Origin of the sequence: Winogradskyella sp. MIT101101, from assembly GCF_047126865.1 — a bacterium.
Lineage (GTDB): Bacteria > Bacteroidota > Bacteroidia > Flavobacteriales > Flavobacteriaceae > Winogradskyella > Winogradskyella ouciana.
This window is the reverse complement of sequence record NZ_CP138982.1, coordinates 2,229,466-2,253,958: the sequence shown is the minus strand read 5'-3', so window position 1 is coordinate 2,253,958 and position 24,493 is coordinate 2,229,466. Positions and strand designations below refer to the sequence as shown.

Genomic DNA, 24,493 nt, shown 5'->3' with positions numbered 1-24,493 from the left:
TTAGACGTCTAAATTCTTGCTATTTTTGAAGATACTTTAATTAAACTATATGCCTTCTAAAATATTAATAATTGGTGCCTGTGGACAAATTGGCTCAGAGCTTACAACTAAGTTAAGAGAAATACATGGTACAGAGAATGTTATAGCCAGCGACATTAATACCAGAAAGCTAGACTTGGTTAATTCAGGTCCTTTTGAAATTATTGATGCCAAGAACTTCAACGCTATAAAAGACTGCTGTAAAAACCACAATATAGATACCGTTTATCTAATGGCTGCCTTATTAAGTGCTACAGGCGAAAAATACCCTATGGAAGCTTGGGATCTCAACATGAATTCCCTTTTCCATGTCCTTAATTTAGCCAAGGGAGGTAACATAAAAAGAGTCTATTGGCCTAGTAGCATTGCCGTTTTTGGCCCTACAACTCCTAGAGAAGACACACCTCAACATACCATCTGTGAGCCAACTACGGTTTATGGTATAACGAAACAGGTAGGTGAGCGCTGGTGCGAATATTATTATAAAAAATACGGTGTTGATGTTAGAAGTATTCGCTATCCAGGTATTATAAGTCATAAAGCTATGCCTGGTGGTGGCACAACGGATTATGCCGTAGAAATTTACCATGAAGCTATCAAAAAAGGAACATATGAATGTTTTCTTTCAGAAGATACAAGTTTACCAATGATGTTTATGGACGACGCTATAAAGGCAACAATAGATTTGATGGAAGCACCGGGAGAAAATTTGACTATTAGGTCATCCTATAACCTTTCAGCTATTTCGTTTACTCCAAAAGAAATATATGAAAGCATAAAAGCGCAAATGCCTGATTTTGAAATCACCTATAAACCCGATTTTAGGCAAGCCATTGCTGATAGTTGGCCATCTTCTATTGATGATAGTGTAGCCAGACAGGAATGGAATTGGCAGCATAGTTTTGACTTGGATGCTATGACTGCTGAGATGTTGAGAGCATTAAAGAAAAAGTACCATACCTCTTAAGAATTATTTGTTAAATTATATAAATGTTTTATATTCGGCGCTTTAAAGCCTCAAATGTTTACAAAAGTGAGAAAAAGAGAAGCCCTAATTCCTCTTTTTTCTTTTATATTTCTTAACCTACTCGTTCTATTTTTATGGGATCAGTCTATTAGTGCTCAAAAATCAGCGCTTCAAAATAGGGTTCACAATTCGGGCGAACTCTTATCGCAAAAGTTTCTTTCTATTGTTAAAAGAGATATTCAGAGTTTAGAAAATTTAAAGGATAGACTTCAGATTACAAATGGCGCTTATTTTGATTATTGGGAACATGATGCGGAATTAATATTACAGCAAAATCCTTCTTTTAAATTTATTGAGTGGATAGATGATCTTATGATCATTCGCAAAATAAACCCTACCCTAGGAAACCAAGCCGCTATCGGGTTGGATATTTCTAAAATTGACTACAGACGCGATGAGTGGATTAGACATAGCTTAGATGGATCTACCAATGTAACCTCGTGGTTTAAGATGACTCAGGGTGGTCACGCCTTTTTAGTAGACGTTCCCGTTTACTTTCAGAACAAATTTAGAGGAACGATTACTGCGGGAATGGATTTTAAGAAAAACCTTGATGCATTTGCAGAAAACCTGCCTGATTATAGTGTAGAAATCCGTGATGATAAAGGGACTGTTTTCTATACTCAAAACCCAACCCAATCCGAAACTGGCAATGATGATTTTGTATATAGCAATACATTGAAAATCGATAGTTTAGATAGTCAATTTTGGTCCATAAAAGTAAAGCCAGCCTCTGCCAATTTTTTAAACGACAAAAGTTCTTCAATAAACAACATGCTTATCTTTGGACTGGCACTATCTACTTTAATGAGCCTACTTATTTATTTCCATTTAAGAGCAAAGCTTGAAACCACAAGGGCTGTCAGAGCAAATAAAAAATTAAAAATAACCAATAAAAAACTTAGTAAGCAGCGTAATAGAGCAGAAAGAGCATCAATGGCTAAAACAGAATTTCTCTCTAACATGAGCCATGAAATTAGGACACCTTTGAATGGTATTTTAGGACTAATTCAATTATTGAAAAATTCGAGCAACCCAGAGAACAACGCGCATTATTTGTATCTAATGGACAAATCTTCTAAAAACCTCTTGGCTTTGGTAAATGATGTACTTGAAATAGACAAAATAGAATCTGGGGAAATGAGTTTAAATGAGGTTGTGTTTACACCAAGTAAAGAGGTTGCGGCTTTAGTAAGTCAGTTTAAAGCAGAATTTGAAACAAAAAATCTGTACCTAGATTTAGAGCTTCACTCCAATTCAGAGCTGTCCGTTGTGGGTGATGAGGGAAAATTCAACCAAGTTATTATCAATCTTATAAAAAATGCCTTGAAATTTACAGCTCGTGGTGGCGCTTGTGTGGTTTACAAAGAAACTCTAAAGGACAATTGTCTAAACATATCATTAAAAGTTTCGGATACAGGGATTGGCATACCTCAGTATAACCTTTCAAAAATATTTAAAAGATTTACGCAGGTAGATCAGGGAATTAAGAAAAAACATGAAGGCAGTGGGCTAGGCTTGGCGATAAGCCAGAATTTAGTTGAATTAATGGGAGGTACAATTTCTGTTGATAGTCAATTGGGCAAAGGCAGTGAATTTATGTTTAATATACCTTTTGCATTATCTGAAATTCAACCTCAAAACAATTTTAACACTGATTCATTCCATTTTAGTTTTGAGAATATAAAAGTTTTAGTAGTAGATGATAACAATATTAATGTTCTTGTCTTAACTAAACTTCTTCGAGATCTTGGTGTAAAAACAGATAAAGCCAAAGATGGTATAAGTGCTGTGAAAATGGCTAGGGAAAAACAATACCAATTGATATTAATGGATATCCATATGCCTTTGATGGATGGTTATGAAGCAACCCGCTTAATACGAGAAGTTAATAAGGACATATTAATCATTGGCCTATCTGCTGATGTCACAAAACAAGCCATAGACAAATCCTTAAAACTTGGTATGAACGACTATCTTACTAAGCCCTTATCTAAGGAGAAACTCCAAAATATTTTAATCAAATATTTCTCAGTAAAAAAAGTTGTAGCTTAATAACCTTATGGGTTGTTTTGGTATTGAACCTAATAACTTTTCAAAACTGTTGTAAATCCTGCTGAGACAGTGCATAAAAAAAGCCCAACATGGTAGTTGGGCTTTTGCTCCTCAGACTGGGCTCGAACCAGTGACCCTCTGATTAACAGTCAGATGCTCTAACCAACTGAGCTACTGAGGAATTTATAAGTAGTGTTTTAACAAGACACCAAACTTGTGGTTTTTTAACCTTTCTCTATGCCCTCTGATTAATTCCGCACCTGCGGAACTCTAACCAACTGAGCTACTGAGGAAGATGCTTTTCGCTTAAGCGAGGGCAAATATAAATTATTTTTTAATCTCTACAATATGAAATTTTAATTTTTTGATTTAAAAATTAAAATTCATCATCGGTTTGTTATCCACCTAAAAACGTCATTACCATTAGCAAATAATACCAGAGCGATTAAGATAAAGAATCCAACGATTTGCGCACGCTCTAAGAACTTTTCACTTGGCTTGCGACCAGATATCATTTCGTACAATAAAAATATAACGTGTCCACCGTCTAAGGCAGGTATTGGTAACAGATTAAGTATTGCCAACATAATTGACAAGAAAGCTGTAAGTCTCCAAAAAGCTTCCCAGCTCCATACTTCTGGGAAAATATCAAAGATGGCTTTAAAACCGCCTAGACCCTTATAAGCTCCTGTACTTGGCGTAAAAATCGCCTTTAACTGATCAAAATAACCTGCTACTTGATCTACAAATTTATCTGCGCCACCACCAAAGCTCTCTAAAAATGTATACTCCTTTCTGGTAATATCTATATATCCTAATTCTTCAAACTTATTTTCTGAAATACCCGGAAACACACCTATTTTACCATTTGAGTTTACTTTTAATTCCCTCTCAATACTATCATTGTCTCTCAAAAGTGTGGCAGTAATAGTTTGGTTTTTATAGTTTTTCAATCTTGGTTCTAATTGATCAAAATATCTAATCCCTTTTCCATTTATAGCTAACAGAACATCTCCTTGCTTTAGGTCAACATCTTTATTCTGCATAGTATCATCAACCTTTGCTACCATAAACGGTATTCTAAGGTTAAATAGACTAGAACGGTTTTTTCTAGAAGACAACTGTCCCAAGAAATCTTCCGGTAAATTGATGTTTTTAGTTTCGTTGTTACGTTCTACAGTAAACTCCTCTGCAGAAATCAAGCTTTTAATAACGTCTGAGTGTGCTTCAACAGGTTCGCCATTAACCGCAATTACTTTATCACCTGTTTTAAAACCTAAATCGAGCATTAATTGGTTTTCAATTAAATACCCATCTTTAAGGCTTTCTAGCGTATAGTCTTTATCACCATAAGCAAAGGAAATAAAGACATAAATAAAGTAAGCCAGAATAAAGTTAACTGTAACACCACCAAGCATAATAATCAACCGTTGCCAAGCTGGTTTAGAACGGAATTCCCACGGTTGTGGAGGTTGTGCCATTTGTTCCTTATCCATACTCTCATCTATCATTCCGGCAATCTTTACGTAACCTCCAAGTGGTAACCAACCGATTCCATATACAGTATCCCCTATTTTCTTTTTAAACAGCGAGTATTTTACATCAAAAAAGAGATAAAACTTCTCTACTTTGGTTTTAAATAATTTGGCTGGTATAAAGTGGCCCAACTCGTGCAATACGATTAGAAGCGATAAACTCAGTAAAAATTGGGATATCTTAATTACAAATTCCATGTAGTCATTTTCAAATTTTCAATTGACAAAAGTAAGGTTTTAAAGCAACTTAGAAAATAATTGTATTTCCAATCGATTTATTTTTAACACCGATTTATAAATCATAGGATTTCTCTCTCACGTTTCTGTTAAAATAATAGAGTCAAATTGCCAACTGTTGTATCTTTGCAATTCAAAAATTTTAACGAAATATCAATGTCTTTTCTTTCGTTTTTTAAGCGCTATAAAAAATTCGGAATTTTCTTTTCTGTCCTTTGTGTCATTATCATTGGCATAATTTACAGCATTCTTAATGTTGAACGACCATTGCCAATATACCAGCCAGCCATGGTTAGTGAAGAATTGGTGGATAGCACTATTCAGCACCAAATTAAATATCATAAAATTGCGGATTTTAGTTTAATCAATCAAAATGGCGAAACCATTACGCAAAACACTTACAAAGACAAAATATATGTAGCTGACTTTTTCTTTACGACCTGCCAAACGATTTGTCCGATTATGACGGATCATATGTATCAAATTCAAAAGGAAATAATTAGTGATGACGATGTAATGCTCCTCTCCCATTCTGTTACTCCAAGAATAGATAGCGTTGCACAACTTAAAAAGTATGCCAAGGAAAAAGGCGTCATTGACCGTAAATGGAATTTAGTGACTGGCGATAAAAAACAAATCTATGAATTGGCCAGAAAAAGCTACTTAGCGGTAAAAACGCAAGGCAATGGTGATATGTACGACATGATACATACCGAAAACTTTATGCTTATTGATAAAAAGCGTCAAATCAGAGGATTTTATGACGGTACAAATCCTGAAGACATCGAAAAGCTTCTGGAAGATATTGAAACCTTAAAAGACGAATCCTAAATTCTTTAAAAAGGTTTTAGCCCCTTAAAATTTTATTCTATTTTTGCTTCTTTAAATTCAATCTAAATAAGAATAAGCTTGACACTAGCAGAATTAAAACGTGGACAACAAGGTACTATTAAAGATGTTTCCTCAATCCATATTCCTTTAAAACTTCTCGAAATGGGCTGTTTGCCGGGTAATTCTGTGGAGCTGGTTCAAGTTGCTCCTTTTGCAGATCCCATGTACCTCAACATTAATGGCTCGCATTTGGCCATTAGAAAGGAAACTGCTGTGCACATAATAATAGAGGTAATAAATGGCTAAACAAATCAACGTTGCTTTAATAGGAAACCCAAACACAGGAAAAACCTCTGTTTTTAATGCCTTAACAGGATTGAATCAAAAGGTGGGTAACTATCCTGGTATTACAGTTGAAAAAAAGGAAGGCATCTGCAAATTACCTCGAGGTGTAAAAGCACATATTATTGATTTACCCGGAACTTACAGTTTGAATGCCTCTTCGCTTGATGAAAATGTGGTCATTGAACTGCTCCTTAATAAAAACGATAAAGATTTTCCTGATGTTGCTGTTGTAGTCAGTGATGTTGAAAATCTAAAGCGAAACCTTTTGCTTTTTACCCAAATAAAGGATTTGGAAATTCCATCCATACTGGTCATCAATATGTCAGACCGAATGGCCTATAAAGGTATCTCCTTGGATATTGATTATTTAGAGCAACAGCTCGAAACCAAAATTGCACTTATAAGTACACGGAAGAATAAAGGCATTGGTGAACTTAAGGAGCTCATTGCAAATTATAAAGACCTCTCTACAAAACCATGCCTTAATGCTTCGTCAATAGATGAGGATTATTTTAATAATCTAAGAAAAGCATTTCCCAATCAATTATTGTACAAACTTTGGTTAGTGATTACCCAAGATGTCAACTTTGGTAAAACCGATAGAAACACCATAGATGCCGTTTCAGATTTTAAAACAAAAACAAAAGCAGATCTAAAACGACTTCAGCAAAAAGAAACAATAAAGCGCTATCAGTTTATCAATAACACGCTTAAAAAAGGGCAAACTATTGATTTGGCCAGTGCTAAGGATTTAAGGGTTAAATTAGATAGGATTTTAACACATAAGGTTTGGGGCTACCTCATATTTGGAATAATACTCTTAACTATTTTTCAGGCGATATACGATTGGGCACAAATTCCTATGGAACTTATTGATAGTGCGTTTGCGTCTTTAAGTGAATGGACAAAAAACACGCTGCCAGATGGAGCATTTACAAGCCTTATAGCCGAAGGCATTATTCCTGGGCTTGGAGGTATTGTTATTTTTATTCCGCAGATTGCTTTCTTATTTCTCTTTATTTCCATTCTCGAAGAAAGCGGTTATATGAGTCGTGTGGTCTTTTTAATGGACAGAATTATGCGACGGTTTGGACTAAGCGGAAAAAGCGTAGTGCCTTTAATTTCCGGGACAGCTTGTGCCATACCTGCAATAATGGCGACACGTAATATTGAAAGCTGGAAAGAACGTTTAATTACCATTTTAGTAACTCCATTTACAACATGCTCTGCACGTTTACCAGTGTATTTAATCATTATAGAATTAGTTATACCTGAAGGTCGCTTTTTAGGATTAGGTTACCAACCCTTAACTTTAATGCTGCTGTATCTGATCGGGTTTGGAGCTGCGGTTGGTTCAGCTTGGATATTGAATAAGATACTGAAAATAAGGAGTAAAACTTTTTTTGTAGTAGAAATGCCCAACTACAAATTACCGTTATTTAAAAATGTAGCTTTAACGGTTTTAGAGAAAACAAAGGCTTTTGTATTTGGCGCAGGAAAAATCATCCTGGCTATTTCAATTATTCTTTGGTTTTTAGCTTCTTACGGTCCTGGCGAACAATTCAACAATGCAGATACTATTGTTACGGAACAATTTGCTTCAGAAAATCTGTCTGAGGACGAGTTACAGCAAAAAATTGCATCACACAAGTTAGAACATTCCTTTATTGGTATTACAGGAAGAGCAATTGAACCTGCGATACGACCCTTGGGTTACGATTGGAAAATTGGTATTGCCATTGTAAGTTCTTTTGCAGCACGCGAAGTCTTTGTAGGTACATTGGCGACCATTTATAGCGTTGGTAGTGATGAAGAGGAAACTATTAAAAACAGAATGGCTGGCGAGGTCAACCCAATTCTTGGTGGACCCTTATTTAATTTTGCATCAGGTATTTCCTTATTGCTGTTCTATGCTTTTGCCATGCAGTGCATGAGCACACTAGCCATTGTAAAACGTGAAACCAACTCGTGGAAGTGGCCCATGTACCAACTTGTAATCATGAGTGCTTTTGCTTATCTTGTAGCATTGGCGGCATTTCAAATGTTAAAATAAATGAACACACTTATTCAAAACATATTGGTTTTTTTTGCTCTAGGCTTAGCACTTCTATTTCTGGTAAGAAAATTTATTTGGAAGCCAAAAAGCAAATCTTCTTCGGCTTGTGGGACTGATGACTGCGGATGCCATTAACCTAAAATAAACTATAATCATAGTGTTTGATTCATTCTTTAGGCTGAAAGACAACTTCCAGCTGATAATCCTCTTCTTTTGTTTCAACAGAAGTGTCGGGATATGGAGTTAAGCTAAAACCATAAATTAATAAATCCTCAGAATAAAAAGCTAAGTTATTGCTAGCCGTTACAAAACCGCTGGCATCAATTCTAAGTTTCTTCTTTTGAATAAATTTTGAATCTTTATAAATCAACACTTCTACAAAAGCCTCACCTGCTCTAACACACATTACATCTTTTGGACATCTTGAATCGTTTATCACCTTGTTGAATTCCACTTGAAAAGTGCCGAACTTTGCCTTTTCATTCAATTTTATGAATTTGCTGATACTTAACGAATCTTTTTGTACAACGTTTTGTGCTTCTAGTGCATTAAATGAACCAACAATGCAGCACAATAATAAAAACAGTCCTTTTCTCATATTACTAATATATAATCTAAAGACTTAAATAATTTATTAATGTGACAAATTATAAAATATTTTAGCTACATTTGAAAAATATTTAAGCTAACTTAAAAATTAATTAAAGTAATTATAAATGTCCGTAGCTACTGAAAATTTTATAAAAGCTATTTATAACAATAATTCCCACGATGCTCGCAACACAAAACCAGGGAATATTGCTAAAAAACTTGGTATATCCAATGCTGCTGCAACCGATATGGCAAAAAAACTGGCTATAAAGGATTTGCTGCATTATGAAAAGTATCAAGAATTACAGCTAACAGATAAAGGCAAAAAAATGGCGCTCAATGTAATTAGAAAACATCGTCTTTGGGAAGCCTTTCTCTTTAAAATGTTTGATATGTCTTTGCACGATATACACAGAGAAGCAGAGCTTTTAGAGCACCAAACTTCAGATTTGCTGGCCAATAAAATCAGTGAGTATCTCGGCAACCCTAAGTTTGATCCGCATGGTGACCCAATTCCAAATTCAAAAGGAGAAATAACAACAACAGACACTTCCATTCCGCTGTCTAATGCTGTTGAAGGAAAAAAATATGTCATTTCTCGTTTAACAAGCGATGACAAGGAATTCTTTGAGTTTTGCGCGCATCACAAATTAAAATATGGCAATGAAATCAAAGTTTCAAAGCAATTCAAAAACAACAAAATGACTGAACTCTCAGTTGAAAACAACACAATTTTATTAAACGAAGATTTTACAACCTTAATTTATGTCAATGAAGCTAACTAACAGAAATTTATTATTGAGTCTCACTTTATTTACCGCGTTACAATTTGGTTTTGCACAAGAAACTGATAATGTAGAAGCAATAGTAACCGATAGACCAGATGCAACCGAAGCCTCTTCAACAGTAGGTAAAGGTGTTTTACAATTTGAAACCGGAGGACTTTACGAATCCTTTGAAGAGAATAATATTAAGTCTGAAAACTACACGTACAACACTATGCTGATACGTTACGGAATTTTAGATAATCTGGAATTTCGATTAGGCTGGGATTTTGTTGAAGGCGTAACCACAGTAAACGGCAACAAATTAGATAATGTTACCAGTGGTCTTTCTCCATTATTACTTGGTTTGAAGTTAGATATTGCCGAAGAAGATGGCTGTATGCCAGAGATCGCATTGATAGCCCGTGTATTTCCGGTATTTAGTGCTGCAGAAGACTACAGACCAGAATATACGGGAGTAGATTTTAGACTTTCGCTATCACATACTTTGAGTGAAAATTCTAGTCTTGGTTATAATATTGGTGCACAATGGGGAGATGACTCTCCTGAAGCTGCAGCAATCTATACGCTTGCTTATGGTTATAGTTTTACAGAAAAATTCGGAATGTACGCTGAAGTGTATGGAGACTTGCCAGAAGACAGTTCTGCCAACCACTTTTGGGATGCAGGACTGACCTATTTAGTTTGCAACGATTTACAACTTGATGCCTATTTCGGTACAAGTTTTACCGAAGGGCAAGATATTTTAATTGGAGCTGGATTAAGCTATAGAATAAGAAAGAAAAAATAAAGATAATTTTTACTGTGCGTGTCACATTGAGCGCAGTCGAAATGCAATTGAAAACAAAATTTAAATGAAAAATATAACACTACTATTTCTCTTATTAATAACAGTATTTGGCTGTAAAAACGAGAAAAACGACAATGGTAAATTAAATGTAGTCACCACAACAACTATGATTACCGATTTGGTAAAAAACATTGGTGGAGATGCTATTAATGTAGAAGGTTTAATGGGAAGTGGAGTTGATCCTCACCTTTACAAAGCAAGTGAAGGTGACGTAACAAAACTGTTTAATGCAGATATTATTTTTTATAATGGGTTGCATCTTGAAGGCAAACTAGTAGAGGTTTTTGAAAAAATGGGTAATCAAGCGAAAACTCCTATAGCATTGGCCGATCAACTAGACAAAAAAGGATTGATTGGTTCTGATTACTTTGCTTCCAATTACGATCCACATGTATGGTTTAATATTGACTATTTTAAGCAATTTGCTGAAAAAGTAACAGAAGTTCTATCCGAAAATAATCCAGAAAACAAGGACACATTTGAAGCCAATAAAATGAAATATTTATCAGAATTGGATGAACTTCAAGAAAAAGTAAGGACCGTTATCGAAACGCTTCCAAAAGAAAAGAGAATATTGGTGACAGCACATGATGCCTTTAATTACTTCGGAAAAGCTTACGATTTTGAAGTGGTCGGCCTTCAAGGATTATCCACTGCAACAGAAGCTGGCGTTCAAGATGTACAGAAATTAGCTGCTTTTATTATTGAAAAACAAATCAAAGCTATTTTTGTAGAAAGCTCTGTGCCAAAACGAACGATTGAAGCACTACAAGCTGCTGTAAAGTCAAAAGGTCATGAAGTAGAAATTGGAGGCACCTTATATTCTGATGCCCTTGGAAATGCTGGTACAGTTGAAGGGACCTATGTTGGTATGTTTGAGTATAATGTGAATACGATTGTAAATGCTTTGAAGTGATTAGTGATTAGTGATTAGTGATTAGTGAGAAATAAACCAAAAGAACAGAAAATAGCATAAATGAATGTCCCTAATTCCGACTGTGTCGGAAACATCAAAATTCAGAAATAATGAGCGAAAGAACGAAGATGCAGGGCGTAGCCTTAAGTACGAAGTTCTGAAAGTGAATGGTGCGTTAGCAATTTCCTAATTTTGATCGTGATTTTTTGGTTCGTTTTGCATCAAGGCAAAATGAACATAAATTAAATTATGAAGAAACAAACTAAAGACAATGAGACTCCTGCTTCCGTAGGAGTGGTAGCAGTTAAAGTAGATGACCTCACCGTAGCCTACAACTACAAACCCGTACTCTGGGATATCGATTTAGAAATTCCAGAAGGAGTTCTTATGGCTATTGTTGGGCCAAACGGAGCAGGAAAATCAACCTTGATAAAATCTATTCTTGGTATTTTAAAACCCATAGCAGGTAGTGTCGCCATATACGACAAACCCTACGAAAAGCAACGACAGCTAGTAGCTTACGTGCCTCAAAAAGGAAGTGTCGATTGGGATTTTCCAACAACCGCTTTAGATGTGGTGATGATGGGCACCTATGGAAGTCTGGGCTGGATTAAACGACCAGGACAAAAAGAAAAGAAAGCAGCACTTGAAGCCCTTGAAAAAGTAGGTATGCTACCCTTTAAAAACAGACAGATTAGTCAACTTTCAGGAGGGCAACAGCAACGTATATTTTTAGCAAGAGCTCTAGTACAAAATGCATCCATCTATTTTATGGACGAACCGTTTCAAGGTGTTGATGCTTCAACTGAAATCGCCATCATTAATATATTAAAAGCCTTAAGAAAAGCTGGCAAAACGGTTATTGTTGTTCATCACGATTTACAAACCGTACCAGAATATTTCGATTGGGTGACCTTCTTAAATGTGAAGAAAATTGCCACAGGACCAGTGAAAGACATTTTTAATGATGATAATTTAACGAAGACTTATGGTATTAACTATAAGGTGAGTATACAAGAGTAGAAAAGTGTAAAGTAAACAGTGTTCAGTCGCAGTTTGCAGTACATACTCTAACTAATGAAAACCAAAATATAAATCGAACTTGATATTCCGACAAGGTCGGAAACATCAAAATTCAGAAATAATGAACGAAAGAACGAAGATGCAAGGCGTAGCCTTAAGCACGAAGTTCTGAAAGTGAATGGTGCTTTAGCAATTTCCTAATTTTGATCGTGATTTTTCGGTTCGTTTTGTATCAAGACAAAATGAACAAAAGAAAAAAAACAGATTGCCGCAGCTGATTAAAAATCAGCTTCGCAATGGTAAATAAAAGAAAATTATAGACTTAACAGAATACATAGAACTCGTCTTCACAGACTACACACTTAGAACCATAACTCTTGGTACTGCCATACTAGGTGCGGTAACCGGAATGTTGGGCAGTTTCGCCGTACTCAGAAAACAGAGTTTACTCGGAGATGCGATTTCACACGCTGCATTACCAGGTATTGCCATCGCTTTTTTAATTACTGGTGCAAAGGATAGTAACACCTTATTGCTCGGAGCACTGGTCAGTGGTCTTATTGGCACCTTCTGGATTCGAGGTATTGTTACAAAAACCCATTTAAAATCAGACACGGCTTTAGGCTTGATTTTATCCTTGTTTTTCGGCTTTGGTATGTTGCTGTTGACCTTTATTCAAAAACAGCCCAATGCCAATCAGGCCGGATTGGATAAATACCTTTTTGGACAAGCAGCAACCTTAGTTGAAAGTGATGTATGGCTAATGGCAATCGTCACAGGAATCTGTTTAATCATTATGCTCACCTTTTGGAAAGAATTCAAAATACTGCTCTTTGATGCAGACTATACCAAAACACTTGGCTTCAATACCAAAACCATTGATATACTTATTACCAGTTTTATTGTTTTGGCTATTGTTTTAGGCTTACAAACTGTTGGTGTGGTATTAATGAGTGCCATGCTTTTGGCACCAGCTGCAGCAGCAAGACAATGGACCAACAAATTATCAGTTATGGTGTTTTTGGCTGCGCTCTTTGGAGCTTTTTCAGGAGTATTTGGTACTGCGATTAGTGCCAGTCAGAATAATTTATCCACTGGACCTGTCATTGTTTTGGTAGCAGCGGTTTTTGTTATTATTTCTTTTGTTTTTTCACCTAGTCGAGGATTGTTGTTTAAACAGATCAGGTTTATTAAAAACCGTCGTGATTTAGAATTACACAAAACATTGGCATTTATGCATAACATTGCTGCAACGCACGAGGATATTTCGCATCCACATGCTATTATTATTTTGAACAACTTTCAAGGTTATACCAAAGGCACTTTACAGAAATTGGTAGATAAAGGCTATGTAGAACTACAAGGTAATATGTGGAGTTTAACTGAAAAAGGGTTTGAAGCAGCTTCAAATTTATACAACCAACAAAACGAAAACGATGAGTAGCGCACAGTTTGAAATACAGTTGATTGCAAGTTTGGTTGCTGTGGCCTGTGCCATACCAGGAACATTTTTGGTGCTCAGAAAAATGGCAATGATAAGCGATGCCATAAGCCATTCCATCTTACCAGGTATTGTTGTCGGTTTTTTTATTACGCACGATTTAAACTCACCTTTACTCATTCTTTTAGCAGCGCTAACAGGAATTATCACCGTAATTTTAGTAGAGTATATTCAGAAAACAGGATTGGTAAAGGAAGACACTGCTATTGGTTTGGTATTTCCTGCATTGTTTAGTATTGGTGTGATTATGATTGCCAAAAACGCCAACGACGTACACTTGGATGTTGATGCCGTTTTATTGGGTGAATTAGCTTTTGCTCCTTTTGATAGACTACTTATTGCTGGCACTGATGTCGGTCCAAAATCGCTTTGGATCGTTGGGACAATTCTACTTATTACAGTCACCTTACTATTTACCTTTTTTAAGGAATTAAAAGTCAGCACGTTTGATAAAGGCTTAGCCGCATCTCTTGGGTTTTCTCCAGCCATTATTCACTATGGTTTAATGTCGGTGTCGTCCGTAACAACCGTTGGCGCTTTTGATGCCGTTGGTGCTATTTTAGTCGTTGCCCTTATGATTGCACCTGCTGCAGCGGCTTATCTTTTAACAACGGATTTAAAGAAAATGCTTGGACTTTCTATTGGATTTGGGATTTTTAGCGCCATTTTAGGCTATTGGGTAGCACATTGGCTAGATGCTTCCATTTCTGGTTCCATAACCACAGTGCTAGGGCTTGTCTTTCTATTGGTCTATTTATTTGCACCAACAAAAGGTATTATAGCTGTGATGTATAGAGAAAAACAACAGCGTAGAGAAGTATCGCTTATCACCTTTTTATTGCATTTAAAAAACCATGATGAAATCTCTGAACGCCACGTAAAACATCTCAACGAGCATATCAATTGGCAAAAAGTGCGCTCTAAAAGCATATTAGACTTAGCGCAGAAGAACAATATGATTACTATTGACAATAAGATCGTATCCCTTACTGAAAAAGGCGATGAATTCACGTCTAAAGCCATCGACTATATTATTACCAACGAAGATGCTCAGATTGAAGATATGAAAGATGACTTCTTTTTGTTTAGAGGGTAAATCAATTTTTGATTTACGAATTACGATTTTTGATTTTGCTTTTCACAGACTGCTTACTGAAACCTATTTAAACCCACGCTCCTTCTGAATATGCTCATAAGCTTCTTGCACTTGTCTAAACTTTTCCTCTGCTCCTTCTTGGTGTTCTTTGCCTAGATGCCCAACACGGTCTGGATGGTATTTCTTTGCCATTTTTCGGTAAGCACGTTTTACTTCATCATCAGAAACCGATTTATCGATTTCCAGAATTTTGTAGGCATTGTCAGAACTGTTATAAAACATCGCCTTTATACTTTCAAAATCCTTGTTGCTAATGCCCAAATACCCAGAAATGGTATAGATTTGTCGCATTTCGTCTTCGGTTACATGACCATCTGCTTTAGCAATCCCGAATAAAAAATGAAGCAGTTGCAAACGTGATGGATGATCCATCATTTGACGTATTTGAGTACAAACTTTGTGCGTAGAAATGTTTTGTTTGGTTATACCCTTAAATAACTTAAAGGCGTGGTTGGCACGTTCCTTACCATACATATTTCTAAACTGCTGACGTACGTAATCCAGCTCACGTTGATCTTGTTTACCATCTGCCTTTATCACAACTGAAGCCAATATTAAAAGGCTCACTTCAAAATCACCAGATTGTGTTTGAGGACGACTAGTTCTGGTTTGTGTTCGTCGTTGACTATAAGGGTCACGTCTTTGCCTTCCTGTTTGTTGCTCACCTAGCAGTGGAGTTCCGTTTCCAGCTAAATTATCAACAAAACTTCCTATTGCCAATCCGATTATAGCACCAATTGGCCCTCCAAATGACCAGCCTATGGCACCTCCTATCCATTTTGCAAAACTCATGTATTCTCTTGTTATCTATTAAAATTCAAATATACTACTTGTTAGTAGATTATTTCTGCCGTTTGTTACCATTGAAAATCAAAATAGCATGATTGATACTGCTTACTAAATACTGAATACTGCTTACTTTTTTCCGTATCTTTGCAGTTCAAAATTAGTTTAATAAAAAATTGAAATATGTATCCAGCAGAATTAGTAAAACCAATGCGTGAAGATTTAACCAACGTAGGTTTTGAAGAATTACATACAACAGAGGCTGTTGATGAGGCTTTGGCAAAAGAAGGAACGACTTTGGTAGTGGTGAATTCGGTTTGCGGTTGTGCAGCAGCTAATGCCAGACCTGGTGCTCGTATGAGTTTACAGAACGCAAAACGCCCAGATCACTTAGTGACTGTTTTTGCAGGTGTTGATAAAGATGCTACAGACAAAGCAAGAGAATATATGATTCCTTTTCCACCAAGTTCACCAAGTATGGCCTTGTTTAAAGACGGAGAATTGGTTCATATGTTAGAACGTCACCATATTGAAGGTCGTCCTGCAGAATTAATTTCAGAAAATCTTATGGATGCTTATAATGAGCATTGTTAATTTCATGTCATTTCAAAGGTGAATGACGCAGCAATCTCGCTAAATTTTATCTATAAATTAAAAAGATTGCTTCACTGTGTTCGCAATGACGATTAATTTTTTAAATATTTAAACCACGAATTAATTCGTGGTTTTTTTGTGCATCTACCTCATTGATTTACTTTTGTATTATGACAAAATTGCTGGCTTACCCTCTTACAGTGTTTTATTTCATCTGCTTTGGGCTAACTTTGGTAGTATTTCACCCAATACAATGGTTTTGTAAAAATGTATTTGGTTACCAAGCTCATAAAATCAGTGTGGACTGGCTGCAGTTTTTCATCATGAGGTGCCTTAACGTTTTAGGCACGACCTTCTCTTTTACCAATCCTTATAACATTGAAAAGGGAATTCCTCTAATCTTGGTTGCCAACCATCAGAGCATGTATGACATTCCGCCTTTAATATGGTATTTCAGGAAGCACCATGTAAAATTTATCAGTAAAAAAGAATTGGGTAAGGGCATTCCAAGTGTGTCCTATAATTTGCGTCATGGTGGATCGGTTTTAATCGATAGGAAAAAACCTGTTGAATCTATTAAAGCCATTGAAGCGTTTGCCGAACGCGTACAAAAAAACAATTGGGCTGCTGTTATTTTTCCTGAAGGTACCAGAAGTAGAAATGGTCATCCAAAACCTTTTAAAACCAAAGGATTGTTAACCATGGTAAAGCATGTACCAAACGCATTAGTGGTACCGATAACTATCAACAACTCATGGAAAACCCTGCGCTATGGGAAATTCCCAATGGGAATTGGTGCACATATCACATTTAGGGTTCATAAGCCTTTACAAGCTAATCATTATGAAGACAAAATTGAGTTGATAAGCCTTATTGAAGCTCAAGTAAAAAGTAGTATCGACGCATGACCAATGATAAACTCATAGAAGCCACAAAAGCCTTTGTAAAGGAACAATTAAAACATGCTGAAGGTGGCCACGATTGGTTTCATATTGAGCGTGTTTATAAGAATACGCTACGGATTGCTAAACATGAAAATGTTGACTTAACTTTAGTTTCATTGGCGGCATTACTTCATGATATTGCCGACCCAAAATTCAATGATGGTGATGAAACCATTGGGCCAAAAAAAGCAAGCAAATTTCTTTTAGAGCAAAATGTAGATAGCGAAATCATTGAGCATGTCACCAAGATTATTGAAAACATGTCCTTTAAAAATTCCTTTGATTTAAACACCTCTTTTACCTCAAAGGAAATGGAAGTGGTACAAGATGCAGACCGATTAGACGCTATTGGTGCTGTTGGCATTGCGCGCTGTTTTAATTATGGAGGGTTTAAAAACAGACCACTCTATGACCCAGAAATAAAACCAAACCTAAACATGACCAAGACCGAGTATAAGGCCACAAAAGCGCCAACCATAAATCATTTTTATGAAAAACTGTTACTATTAAAAGACCAGATGAATACCAAAACTGGGAGGCGAATTGCGGCAGATCGGCATAAATATATGGAAGGCTTTTTGAAACAGTTTTATGACGAATGGGAAGGTAACAAGTAACTTAGTTTTCCTTGGCTATCTCAAGTGCTGTCAGTTTATACTCAATAACAGCCATTTCTTCACCATATTTAATAAGTTCATCTGCCGTAAGATTTGAATTTGCATTTACACTATTTAAAATGCTTTGCCCTTTTTTAGTGTAATATTCTATAGCTATATCAATCTTTGTGTCCATTACGTTCTTATTGCTATTGCACCATTAATTTTAATTCGCTTCGGTATTTTGAAGCACTCTTCCCTGTAAATTCTTTAAATAGCTTATTAAAATGCGAAAAGTTGTTAAATCCACACTCATAACAAACATCTGTAATACTCATTTGGCTCTCTGAAAGCAGTTTGGTAGCATGTACAACACGGTATTCATTGACTAGCTTAGTAAATGTTTTTCCCGTTACTTTTTTAAAATAACGGCAAAACGCAGGCACCGTCATACTTACCTTATCTGCAATCTCTTCTAAACTAATATGCTCTTGAAAATTTTGATTGACATGCTTAAAGACAATATCAATCTTGGCACTATCTTGTGGTTCTGTTTCAAACGCATAACCATCGGCATTAAGTATCGTATAATCTTCTGACTTTGCCAAACCATGCAATATTTCGAGGAGCACCAATATTTTTTTAAAACCCTCTTTTTCTGATAGTTTTTCTATTTTCTTACCAATCTTTTTCTTTGTTTTTACGCCAAATAAAATGCCGCTTTTAGCACGTTCGAATAGATTATTAATGCCTTCCATCTCTGGAATATTAAAGAAATACTCACCTAGAAATTCGGGTCTAAACTGTACAATCGTTTCGCTACCATTAACTGTAAGACGATCCGTAAAACCGTTATGTGGGAGATTAGACCCAATAAGTAACAACTGACTATTGTTAAAATAAGACAAGTGGTTTCCTATATGACGCTTACCCTTTCCTTTATTAACGTAAACTAATTCAATTTCTGGGTGAAAGTGCCAAAAAGGCTTCACTTCTCCAGCATATGCATCAACATTATGTTTTCTAATTAAAATAGAACTTCCAAACTCTGGACTTATCTTTTCTAATGTCGGTTTACGTTTCGTGTTATTCATTGTCATAATCAAGTGCTTAAACAAATTTAGCTGATATTAAGACATAAAACCTATGTTCAATTACCAATAATGTGTGCTATTTTAACCCATATAAATTCAAATATCGAATATAAGGTTAATTTAGAACATAAATGTGCCAAAATCCTTGTTTTCTAAGCTTAAGATGCAACATACCTTTGTAGTGTTAATTTAGTTTAACCCCAAAAAATTGAAAACAATGAAAACACTTATTAAAAGTATTTTAGTAGTAGCAGTGATGTTTGGAACATACACAGGCTACGCAAGCGAAACATTAAGAACCCTACCTACATTTAAATTTATAAATGAAGGAGACAGTATATCTGTAACTGATTCATCTGGTGAAGTCATCTACCAAGGACGTATTAATTATAACGGAAACCTTATAAGACTTTTTGATTTCAGTCAATTAAATGATGGTGTTTACACTGTTGAGATCAGTAAAGACTTTGAGATTGAAATTTTAAATTTAAATGTAAAAAACAAGGAAGTAACCTTGTTAACGGACTCTCAAGAGAAAATCTTCAAACCGGTTTTTAGAACAGAAAACAGTAAAATTATCATTTCTAAAATTGCTTTAGACACAAAGGAAATGGAAGTGGAACTTTATTACGAAGATGAGTTGATCTACAACGAAAGTGTTGATGGACAGGAAGAAGATATCTTAAATAGGGTTTATAAATTAGATGAAACTAATCGTGGTGATTATACAGCAATTGTAAGAACTAACGATAGGGTTTACATCAAGAGGTTTAGAATATAAATTGTTGTTTATATATTAGTTAATTATTTAGTGATAAAGTGGGCCTAGTTAGCCCACTTTTTTATTTAAAACAATTTCATTTGTCCTACTTTGTATTGCTCGTGTAAATCTGTGTTAAGCCTTGGCATACTTTTATCCTTAAAATATTTAAGTCTAGCTAATTTCACTAAATCATTGATTTGCTTAGCAATGTTGCCTTCTCCACGCATTCTAACTCCGTATCTACTTTCGTTTAAGGTTCCACCATGGCAACTTTCGATTTGGTGTAATACTTTATCTGCCCTATCTGGTAGTGTTTTTTTAATCCAATCGGTAAAAATCTCACCAATAGCTCCGTTTAACCTTACAATGGTATGTGCAATACTGAGGGCTCCAGCCTCTGAAACTGCTTTTGCCATGGGTAAAATTTCATGACTATTTATCGATGGAATTATAGGCGCTAACATCACATTAACAGGAATACCATTATCACTTAATTCTTTTACAACCTGAAGCCGTCTTTTAATCGTTGCCGTTCTTGGTTCTAAAATGCGTCTGGTATCTTCTGATAAGGAGGTAATGGACACGTTGACTGAAATCAAATTAACTTTTGCCAATGCTTTAAGCAAATCCAAATCCCGAAGGATTAAAGCATTTTTTGTTATTATTGATGTTGGGTGTTTGTACTTTAGAAACACTTCTAGACATTGTCTGGTAAGTTCAAATTTCTTTTCGGCAGGTTGGTAACAATCCGTATTGCCCGACATTACTATTGGGTGTGCTTTCCAGTTTTTCTTTTTAAGATGAGCTTCTAAAAGTTTAGGAGCTGTTTTCTTCACTAAAATGCGACGCTCAAAATCCAAGCCTGCACTATAACCCCAAAACTCATGGCTATTGCGAGCATAGCAATAAATACAACCATGCTCACAACCTTGGTACATATTCATGGAATAAGCCATACCAACATCTGGACTAGTGACTTTATTGACTATGGTTTTGGGAAATACGTTAAGGTAAAGTGTCTTGTTTTTGTCCGCTATTTCACCTTCTTTTTCGCAGAACTCCAAGAAATCATCACGCATCTCGTGCGATAATTCGAAAAAACGGTTGTGGGCATTGCGCTGGGCACCACGACCCTTTATTACAGATTTAGAGCTCATATAGAGATAATTAAAAAGTAAAACTTGAAAAAGTAGAACTTTAAAATTACCTAATAATTTACCGCTTTGGTGTTAATAACAGCTTTGGTTGTTCACAAATTTTGTAGGAAGAGTTGTGTTATTTTTCTAAAATTTCAATATCTCTAACACTAATAATTTTTATTCGACTATTATATGAATTCAAATGACCAAATCCATTGAGTGTGCTTATAATTGTATCTTTGTTAGTGATAATATCTTCCTGTATTGGGCTAACCTGAAAGATTCCAGTTACAGTCATTTTTGCTTTATACATATAATATTTAGAGTGTACCTTATTTAGTTTTCTTATAATTGATTTATTACCTTTTTGACGATAGTAATTATCAAAATTTAAATACACCTCATTAAATCCGTCTCCACAGGTGCCATATCCACTGGCACTCCAATACTCATCAACACCAGAATAGATTAAATCCGTGGTTATTAGTTTATTAGCATGGTTTTTAAGATTACAGAAATCGATTGGTATCGCTTTATTTGCACTAATACCATCAGAATTTGCTGATTTACTTTTACAAGAAATTAGAATTATAAATAATGATATTCTAAATATATGCTTCATTTCCCAGGAAAATCAGCCTTACGTTTTTCCAAAAACGCTGTAGTACCTTCAGTAAAATCTTCTGTCCCGAAACAATTACCAAAGGCTTCAATTTCTACATCATAACCGTCGACACCATCTTTATAATTGGCATTAATGGCTCTAATGGCTTCGGCAATGGCAACGGAAGAATTTCGCATTATTTTACCTGCTATCTTTTCACAAAACGGTATCAGCTCTTCAAGTTCTGTTACATGGTTTACCAACCCATAGTGAGAGGCTTGTGTGGCATCTATCATACCAGCCGTCATTACCATTTCCATAGCCCGGCCTTTACCTACTAATTGTGGTAAGCGTTGGGTGCCTCCGTAACCAGGAATGACTCCAAGAGAGGTCTCTGGTAAGCCCATTTTGGCATTGTTGCTTGCGACCCTAAAATGACAAGCCATGGCCAATTCTAATCCACCACCAAGTGCAAATCCGTTGACGGCTGCAATCACTGGTGTGCTTAAGTTTTCAACAAAATTAAATAATAACGCTTGACCTTGAGCTGCTAACTTACCACCTTCTTCAACACTGAAATCTGCAAATTCGCTGATATCAGCTCCGGCTACAAAAGCTTTATCACCGCTTCCGGTAACAATAATAACTTTGGTGTCACTATCGCTATCAGCGTCTTCAAAAGCATCGTGCAACTCTTGGATGGTATCCTTGTTTAAAGCATTTAACTTTTTAGGTCGGTTAATAGTAATGGTTGTAATTCCATTATTATATTCAGATAGAATGTTTTCGTAGTTCATTGATAGTTGATTTTTATTAGAGACCTTTCGACTGCGCTCAAGGTGACATATATTTTTGAGTGTTATTCCTTAGGGAAAGACACGGTAAATATCGTTCCTTCACCTTGTTGAGATACAAAGGTAATACTTCCGTTATAAGTTTCTACAATGTTTTTTACCATAGCCAATCCCAATCCCATTCCGCTACTTTTGGTGGTGAATTTAGGTTCAAAGACCTTGGTTTTATTCTCTTCTGAAATTCCCAAGCCATTATCTTCTACTGTTATTTTAACTGAATTCTCTTCGCTAAAAACTTTAACTTCTATTTTTGGGTTTTCTGCATCTTCTGGTATCGCCTGAATTCCATTTTTCACCAAGTTGGTAACCACTCGTATCAGCTGTGTTCTATCGAACTTGGCGATAATTTCTTCTTCTTCAGCTTTAAACGCAATGTAGTGTTCGTTAAAAATATCGAGTGCCAGTTTTACGATATGTACTACATTGAGGACTTCACTTTTTTGTGCTGGCATTTTTGCAAAGTTTGAAAACGCAGAAGCTATGGAGCTCATCGTATCTATCTGCTGAATCAAAGTATTGCTATATTCCTCAACTTTTTGATGAATGTTTTCATCTTCAGGGTTGAATTTTCGTTGAAAACTCTGAACGCTCAAACGCATTGGTGTTAGCGGATTTTTAATCTCATGGGCTACTTGTTTTGCCATTTCACGCCAAGCTTGCTCACGTTCACTGGTAGCTAATTTCACAGCACTGGCTTCAAGCTCATCAATCATACTGTTGTATGAATTCACCAAGGTTTCAATTTCTTCGCTAGAGGATTCTATTTGTATTTTTTTATTACGCTTTTCGAGACGGATTTCATTCATCTTTTCACTTATGTTCTTAAGTGATTTAGTGATGTATTTTGAAATGAAATATGCAAATACAATAGCCGCTAATATCATGGCCAAATAGGCATAACTTAAGCGACCTAAAAATTCCTTTAGCTCTTTATTGAGAAAATCGTCATTCTCTAAATACGGTAAATTTAAAATAGCGAGATTCTTAAATTTTTCATCTGTAATGTAAGAGTAGGACGACTGAAATGTTTGTCCATTTTCCTCTTTCTTTATCACATGGCGATGTTCTACCGTGTTGGATAATGCATTGAGCACTTCTGCATCCAAACAAGTTTCGGTTGTATCTCGTTGTATTGTTCTTTTGGAACTTATCAACAACTCTCCCTCTAAATCGTAAAGATTAATTTGAAGATTATGAATGGCATCAATATCAAAAATTTCTTCCTTAAAAATTAAGGGAATGTTCTCTGTTTTTACTTCCCATGTGGTTTCCCTGATTGCAAAATCTATACTTTGCCTAATGGCTTTCTCTTTACGTTCAAGCCTCTCTCTATGGTAATCTTGAGCCTCTTCGTGATATTGATAAATGGTAACAGCGGCAATAAGAACAGAAGCCAACAACACTAAAAGTATCATGGCTACAAATATTCTTGCTCTTAAGGACAGGCGTTTTATTTTCATCAAAGTGCCCTTAAAAAAGGGTAACTGTTAATTCTTAATTTTGAGTTTAAATATAGCAATAATCAAACCAAAAGTACGGAGCACAAATTTCAAATTACAAAAACAAAATTCTAATCGTAAATATTTGGGATTTGTGATCTAGATTTTAGAGTTTATTTTTTATAGGTCTTGGTTTTTAGAGCGAATATTCTTGTAAAGTTTAAAGCCCAACATAAGAAGAATACCCAAAACAACAATTCCAATAACACCAAAAATCCAGTTGATGGCATTTTTTAATATCACTAAAAAGACAACCGCAAATAAAATAAATGTTGCTCCTTCATTCCAAATACGCATAAAGTTAGATGTGACTTTTACCTCATCTCTTTGAAGTTGCTTGTAATAGAGATGCGTTTTATAGTGATAAATAAAAAGTAGAAGTACAAACGTTAGTTTTACGTGCATCCAGCCTTGCTCAAGCCAACTAGGTATTAATATCAATAGCCAAATGGCGAAAATAGTTGCTAAAATCGCTGAAGGCCATGTAATGATAAACCATAATCGCTTTGCCATTAACTTGAGTTGTTTGCCCAAGATTTCCTTTTCTGGAGATGGTTTGTGAAAGGCTTCAATTTGATATACGAATAACCTAGGGATGTAAAACAAACCTGCAAACCACGTGATGACGAAGATTAGATGTAGGGATTTTATGTAGTTGTAGTATTCCAATTCT

Annotated in this window: 25 protein-coding genes and 1 tRNA gene; 15 read left to right on the top strand and 11 right to left on the bottom strand. The window is 35.6% G+C overall.

Going from position 1 to position 24,493, the window contains the following annotated elements:
• Positions 1-49: 49 nt before the first annotated feature.
• Both SIB89_RS10120 and SIB89_RS10115 read left to right on the top strand, forming a co-directional pair.
• Positions 50-1,006, top strand: a complete 957-nt coding sequence (locus SIB89_RS10120; protein WP_412559691.1) for an NAD-dependent epimerase/dehydratase family protein — start codon at positions 50-52, stop codon at positions 1,004-1,006.
• Positions 1,007-1,060: 54 nt separating this feature from the next.
• The gene (locus tag SIB89_RS10115; RefSeq protein ID WP_412559690.1) at positions 1,061-3,121 is read left to right on the top strand and encodes an ATP-binding protein; all 2,061 of its coding nucleotides are present in this window, start codon (positions 1,061-1,063) and stop codon (positions 3,119-3,121) included.
• Positions 3,122-3,228: 107 nt separating this feature from the next.
• Here SIB89_RS10115 and SIB89_RS10110 read toward each other — a convergent pair.
• Both SIB89_RS10110 and rseP read right to left on the bottom strand, forming a co-directional pair.
• Positions 3,229-3,302 (bottom strand) — tRNA-Asn (locus SIB89_RS10110).
• Positions 3,303-3,507: 205 nt separating this feature from the next.
• Positions 3,508-4,854: an RIP metalloprotease RseP gene (gene rseP, locus SIB89_RS10105; protein ID WP_412559689.1), complete on the bottom strand. Its 1,347-nt coding sequence runs from the start codon at positions 4,852-4,854 to the stop codon at positions 3,508-3,510.
• A 195-nt stretch (positions 4,855-5,049) separates the two neighbouring features.
• Between rseP and SIB89_RS10100 the strand changes: the two genes are divergently transcribed.
• The 3 genes from SIB89_RS10100 to feoB all read left to right on the top strand — a co-directional run bounded on the left by SIB89_RS10100 (position 5,050) and on the right by feoB (position 8,122).
• Complete coding sequence (locus SIB89_RS10100) at positions 5,050-5,724, top strand: SCO family protein (protein WP_412559688.1); 675 nt, start codon at positions 5,050-5,052, stop codon at positions 5,722-5,724.
• Positions 5,725-5,796: 72 nt separating this feature from the next.
• Positions 5,797-6,030, top strand: coding sequence for a FeoA family protein (locus SIB89_RS10095; protein WP_162306918.1), 234 nt, complete (start codon positions 5,797-5,799; stop codon positions 6,028-6,030).
• Positions 6,023-8,122, top strand: a complete 2,100-nt coding sequence (gene feoB / locus SIB89_RS10090) for a ferrous iron transport protein B (protein ID WP_155087976.1) — start codon at positions 6,023-6,025, stop codon at positions 8,120-8,122. The genes SIB89_RS10095 and feoB overlap by 8 nt, the downstream gene beginning before the upstream one ends.
• A gap of 169 nt (positions 8,123-8,291) precedes the next feature.
• Here feoB and SIB89_RS10085 read toward each other — a convergent pair whose 3' ends face one another.
• Positions 8,292-8,723, bottom strand: coding sequence for a hypothetical protein (locus SIB89_RS10085; RefSeq protein ID WP_273289763.1), 432 nt, complete (start codon positions 8,721-8,723; stop codon positions 8,292-8,294).
• A 118-nt stretch (positions 8,724-8,841) separates the two neighbouring features.
• On the opposite strand from SIB89_RS10085, the gene SIB89_RS10080 reads away from it, so the two are divergent.
• From SIB89_RS10080 to SIB89_RS10055, 6 genes are all read left to right on the top strand, one after another.
• A complete protein-coding gene (locus tag SIB89_RS10080) occupies positions 8,842-9,501 on the top strand; it encodes a metal-dependent transcriptional regulator (RefSeq protein WP_273289764.1) in 660 nt (219 codons plus the stop codon).
• Positions 9,488-10,291 (top strand): transporter, encoded by an 804-nt coding sequence (locus tag SIB89_RS10075; RefSeq protein ID WP_273289765.1) that lies wholly within the window; start codon positions 9,488-9,490, stop codon positions 10,289-10,291. Before SIB89_RS10080 ends, SIB89_RS10075 begins: the two co-directional genes overlap by 14 nt.
• A gap of 64 nt (positions 10,292-10,355) precedes the next feature.
• On the top strand, positions 10,356-11,267 hold the full coding sequence (locus SIB89_RS10070) for a metal ABC transporter solute-binding protein, Zn/Mn family (protein WP_155087972.1): 912 nt from the start codon (positions 10,356-10,358) through the stop codon (positions 11,265-11,267).
• A 249-nt stretch (positions 11,268-11,516) separates the two neighbouring features.
• Complete coding sequence (locus SIB89_RS10065; RefSeq protein ID WP_412559687.1) at positions 11,517-12,290, top strand: metal ABC transporter ATP-binding protein; 774 nt, start codon at positions 11,517-11,519, stop codon at positions 12,288-12,290.
• Positions 12,291-12,606: 316 nt separating this feature from the next.
• Positions 12,607-13,734, top strand: a complete 1,128-nt coding sequence (locus tag SIB89_RS10060; protein WP_412561901.1) for a metal ABC transporter permease — start codon at positions 12,607-12,609, stop codon at positions 13,732-13,734.
• Positions 13,727-14,887 (top strand): metal ABC transporter permease, encoded by a 1,161-nt coding sequence (locus SIB89_RS10055; RefSeq protein ID WP_412559686.1) that lies wholly within the window; start codon positions 13,727-13,729, stop codon positions 14,885-14,887. Before SIB89_RS10060 ends, SIB89_RS10055 begins: the two co-directional genes overlap by 8 nt.
• A gap of 63 nt (positions 14,888-14,950) precedes the next feature.
• On the opposite strand, the gene SIB89_RS10050 is transcribed toward SIB89_RS10055, so the two are convergent.
• Positions 14,951-15,739: a TerB family tellurite resistance protein gene (locus tag SIB89_RS10050; protein ID WP_412559685.1), complete on the bottom strand. Its 789-nt coding sequence runs from the start codon at positions 15,737-15,739 to the stop codon at positions 14,951-14,953.
• Between the two features lie 177 nt (positions 15,740-15,916).
• Here SIB89_RS10050 and SIB89_RS10045 point away from each other — a divergent pair, with 177 nt between their 5' ends.
• The 3 genes from SIB89_RS10045 (at position 15,917) to SIB89_RS10035 (ending at position 17,888) form a co-directional block, all read left to right on the top strand.
• Positions 15,917-16,327, top strand: a complete 411-nt coding sequence (locus SIB89_RS10045; RefSeq protein ID WP_155087969.1) for a BrxA/BrxB family bacilliredoxin — start codon at positions 15,917-15,919, stop codon at positions 16,325-16,327.
• A gap of 170 nt (positions 16,328-16,497) precedes the next feature.
• On the top strand, positions 16,498-17,235 hold the full coding sequence (locus SIB89_RS10040) for a lysophospholipid acyltransferase family protein (RefSeq protein WP_412559684.1): 738 nt from the start codon (positions 16,498-16,500) through the stop codon (positions 17,233-17,235).
• Complete coding sequence (locus tag SIB89_RS10035; protein WP_412559683.1) at positions 17,232-17,888, top strand: HD domain-containing protein; 657 nt, start codon at positions 17,232-17,234, stop codon at positions 17,886-17,888. The genes SIB89_RS10040 and SIB89_RS10035 overlap by 4 nt, the downstream gene beginning before the upstream one ends.
• 1 nt (position 17,889) lies before the next feature.
• Here SIB89_RS10035 and SIB89_RS10030 read toward each other — a convergent pair whose 3' ends face one another.
• Entirely contained in the window at positions 17,890-18,063 is a 174-nt protein-coding gene (locus SIB89_RS10030; RefSeq protein WP_412559682.1) for a hypothetical protein, read from the bottom strand.
• 13 nt (positions 18,064-18,076) lie between these two features.
• Entirely contained in the window at positions 18,077-18,961 is an 885-nt protein-coding gene (locus SIB89_RS10025) for an AraC family transcriptional regulator (protein ID WP_155087966.1), read from the bottom strand.
• Positions 18,962-19,178: 217 nt separating this feature from the next.
• On the opposite strand from SIB89_RS10025, the gene SIB89_RS10020 reads away from it, so the two are divergent.
• Positions 19,179-19,742, top strand: a complete 564-nt coding sequence (locus SIB89_RS10020; RefSeq protein ID WP_412559681.1) for a hypothetical protein — start codon at positions 19,179-19,181, stop codon at positions 19,740-19,742.
• 65 nt (positions 19,743-19,807) lie between these two features.
• Here SIB89_RS10020 and SIB89_RS10015 read toward each other — a convergent pair whose 3' ends face one another.
• The 5 genes from SIB89_RS10015 to SIB89_RS09995 all read right to left on the bottom strand — a co-directional run bounded on the left by SIB89_RS10015 (position 19,808) and on the right by SIB89_RS09995 (position 24,489).
• Positions 19,808-20,881: a PA0069 family radical SAM protein gene (locus tag SIB89_RS10015; RefSeq protein WP_412559680.1), complete on the bottom strand. Its 1,074-nt coding sequence runs from the start codon at positions 20,879-20,881 to the stop codon at positions 19,808-19,810.
• A 118-nt stretch (positions 20,882-20,999) separates the two neighbouring features.
• Entirely contained in the window at positions 21,000-21,485 is a 486-nt protein-coding gene (locus tag SIB89_RS10010) for a hypothetical protein (RefSeq protein ID WP_412559679.1), read from the bottom strand.
• Positions 21,482-22,264: an enoyl-CoA hydratase/isomerase family protein gene (locus tag SIB89_RS10005; RefSeq protein WP_412559678.1), complete on the bottom strand. Its 783-nt coding sequence runs from the start codon at positions 22,262-22,264 to the stop codon at positions 21,482-21,484. The genes SIB89_RS10010 and SIB89_RS10005 overlap by 4 nt, the downstream gene beginning before the upstream one ends.
• A gap of 62 nt (positions 22,265-22,326) precedes the next feature.
• Positions 22,327-23,781, bottom strand: a complete 1,455-nt coding sequence (locus SIB89_RS10000; protein ID WP_412559677.1) for an ATP-binding protein — start codon at positions 23,779-23,781, stop codon at positions 22,327-22,329.
• Positions 23,782-23,940: 159 nt separating this feature from the next.
• Positions 23,941-24,489, bottom strand: coding sequence for a CopD family protein (locus SIB89_RS09995; protein WP_273292623.1), 549 nt, complete (start codon positions 24,487-24,489; stop codon positions 23,941-23,943).
• Positions 24,490-24,493: the final 4 nt, after the last annotated feature.

Bases quoted from the DNA above. Each gene is read 5' to 3' on its own strand.
- SIB89_RS10120 (WP_412559691.1), top strand. From the start codon at position 50: ATGCCTTCTAAAATATTAATAATTGGTGCCTGTGGACAAATTGGCTCA.
- SIB89_RS10115 (WP_412559690.1), top strand. From the start codon at position 1,061: ATGTTTACAAAAGTGAGAAAAAGAGAAGCCCTAATTCCTCTTTTTTCT.
- rseP (WP_412559689.1), bottom strand. From the start codon at position 4,854: ATGGAATTTGTAATTAAGATATCCCAATTTTTACTGAGTTTATCGCTT.
- SIB89_RS10100 (WP_412559688.1), top strand. From the start codon at position 5,050: ATGTCTTTTCTTTCGTTTTTTAAGCGCTATAAAAAATTCGGAATTTTC.
- feoB (WP_155087976.1), top strand. From the start codon at position 6,023: ATGGCTAAACAAATCAACGTTGCTTTAATAGGAAACCCAAACACAGGA.
- SIB89_RS10085 (WP_273289763.1), bottom strand. From the start codon at position 8,723: ATGAGAAAAGGACTGTTTTTATTATTGTGCTGCATTGTTGGTTCATTT.
- SIB89_RS10080 (WP_273289764.1), top strand. From the start codon at position 8,842: ATGTCCGTAGCTACTGAAAATTTTATAAAAGCTATTTATAACAATAAT.
- SIB89_RS10075 (WP_273289765.1), top strand. From the start codon at position 9,488: ATGAAGCTAACTAACAGAAATTTATTATTGAGTCTCACTTTATTTACC.
- SIB89_RS10070 (WP_155087972.1), top strand. From the start codon at position 10,356: ATGAAAAATATAACACTACTATTTCTCTTATTAATAACAGTATTTGGC.
- SIB89_RS10065 (WP_412559687.1), top strand. From the start codon at position 11,517: ATGAAGAAACAAACTAAAGACAATGAGACTCCTGCTTCCGTAGGAGTG.
- SIB89_RS10055 (WP_412559686.1), top strand. From the start codon at position 13,727: ATGAGTAGCGCACAGTTTGAAATACAGTTGATTGCAAGTTTGGTTGCT.
- SIB89_RS10050 (WP_412559685.1), bottom strand. From the start codon at position 15,739: ATGAGTTTTGCAAAATGGATAGGAGGTGCCATAGGCTGGTCATTTGGA.
- SIB89_RS10045 (WP_155087969.1), top strand. From the start codon at position 15,917: ATGTATCCAGCAGAATTAGTAAAACCAATGCGTGAAGATTTAACCAAC.
- SIB89_RS10040 (WP_412559684.1), top strand. From the start codon at position 16,498: ATGACAAAATTGCTGGCTTACCCTCTTACAGTGTTTTATTTCATCTGC.
- SIB89_RS10035 (WP_412559683.1), top strand. From the start codon at position 17,232: ATGACCAATGATAAACTCATAGAAGCCACAAAAGCCTTTGTAAAGGAA.
- SIB89_RS10030 (WP_412559682.1), bottom strand. From the start codon at position 18,063: ATGGACACAAAGATTGATATAGCTATAGAATATTACACTAAAAAAGGG.
- SIB89_RS10025 (WP_155087966.1), bottom strand. From the start codon at position 18,961: ATGAATAACACGAAACGTAAACCGACATTAGAAAAGATAAGTCCAGAG.
- SIB89_RS10020 (WP_412559681.1), top strand. From the start codon at position 19,179: ATGAAAACACTTATTAAAAGTATTTTAGTAGTAGCAGTGATGTTTGGA.
- SIB89_RS10015 (WP_412559680.1), bottom strand. From the start codon at position 20,881: ATGAGCTCTAAATCTGTAATAAAGGGTCGTGGTGCCCAGCGCAATGCC.
- SIB89_RS10010 (WP_412559679.1), bottom strand. From the start codon at position 21,485: ATGAAGCATATATTTAGAATATCATTATTTATAATTCTAATTTCTTGT.
- SIB89_RS10005 (WP_412559678.1), bottom strand. From the start codon at position 22,264: ATGAACTACGAAAACATTCTATCTGAATATAATAATGGAATTACAACC.
- SIB89_RS10000 (WP_412559677.1), bottom strand. From the start codon at position 23,781: ATGAAAATAAAACGCCTGTCCTTAAGAGCAAGAATATTTGTAGCCATG.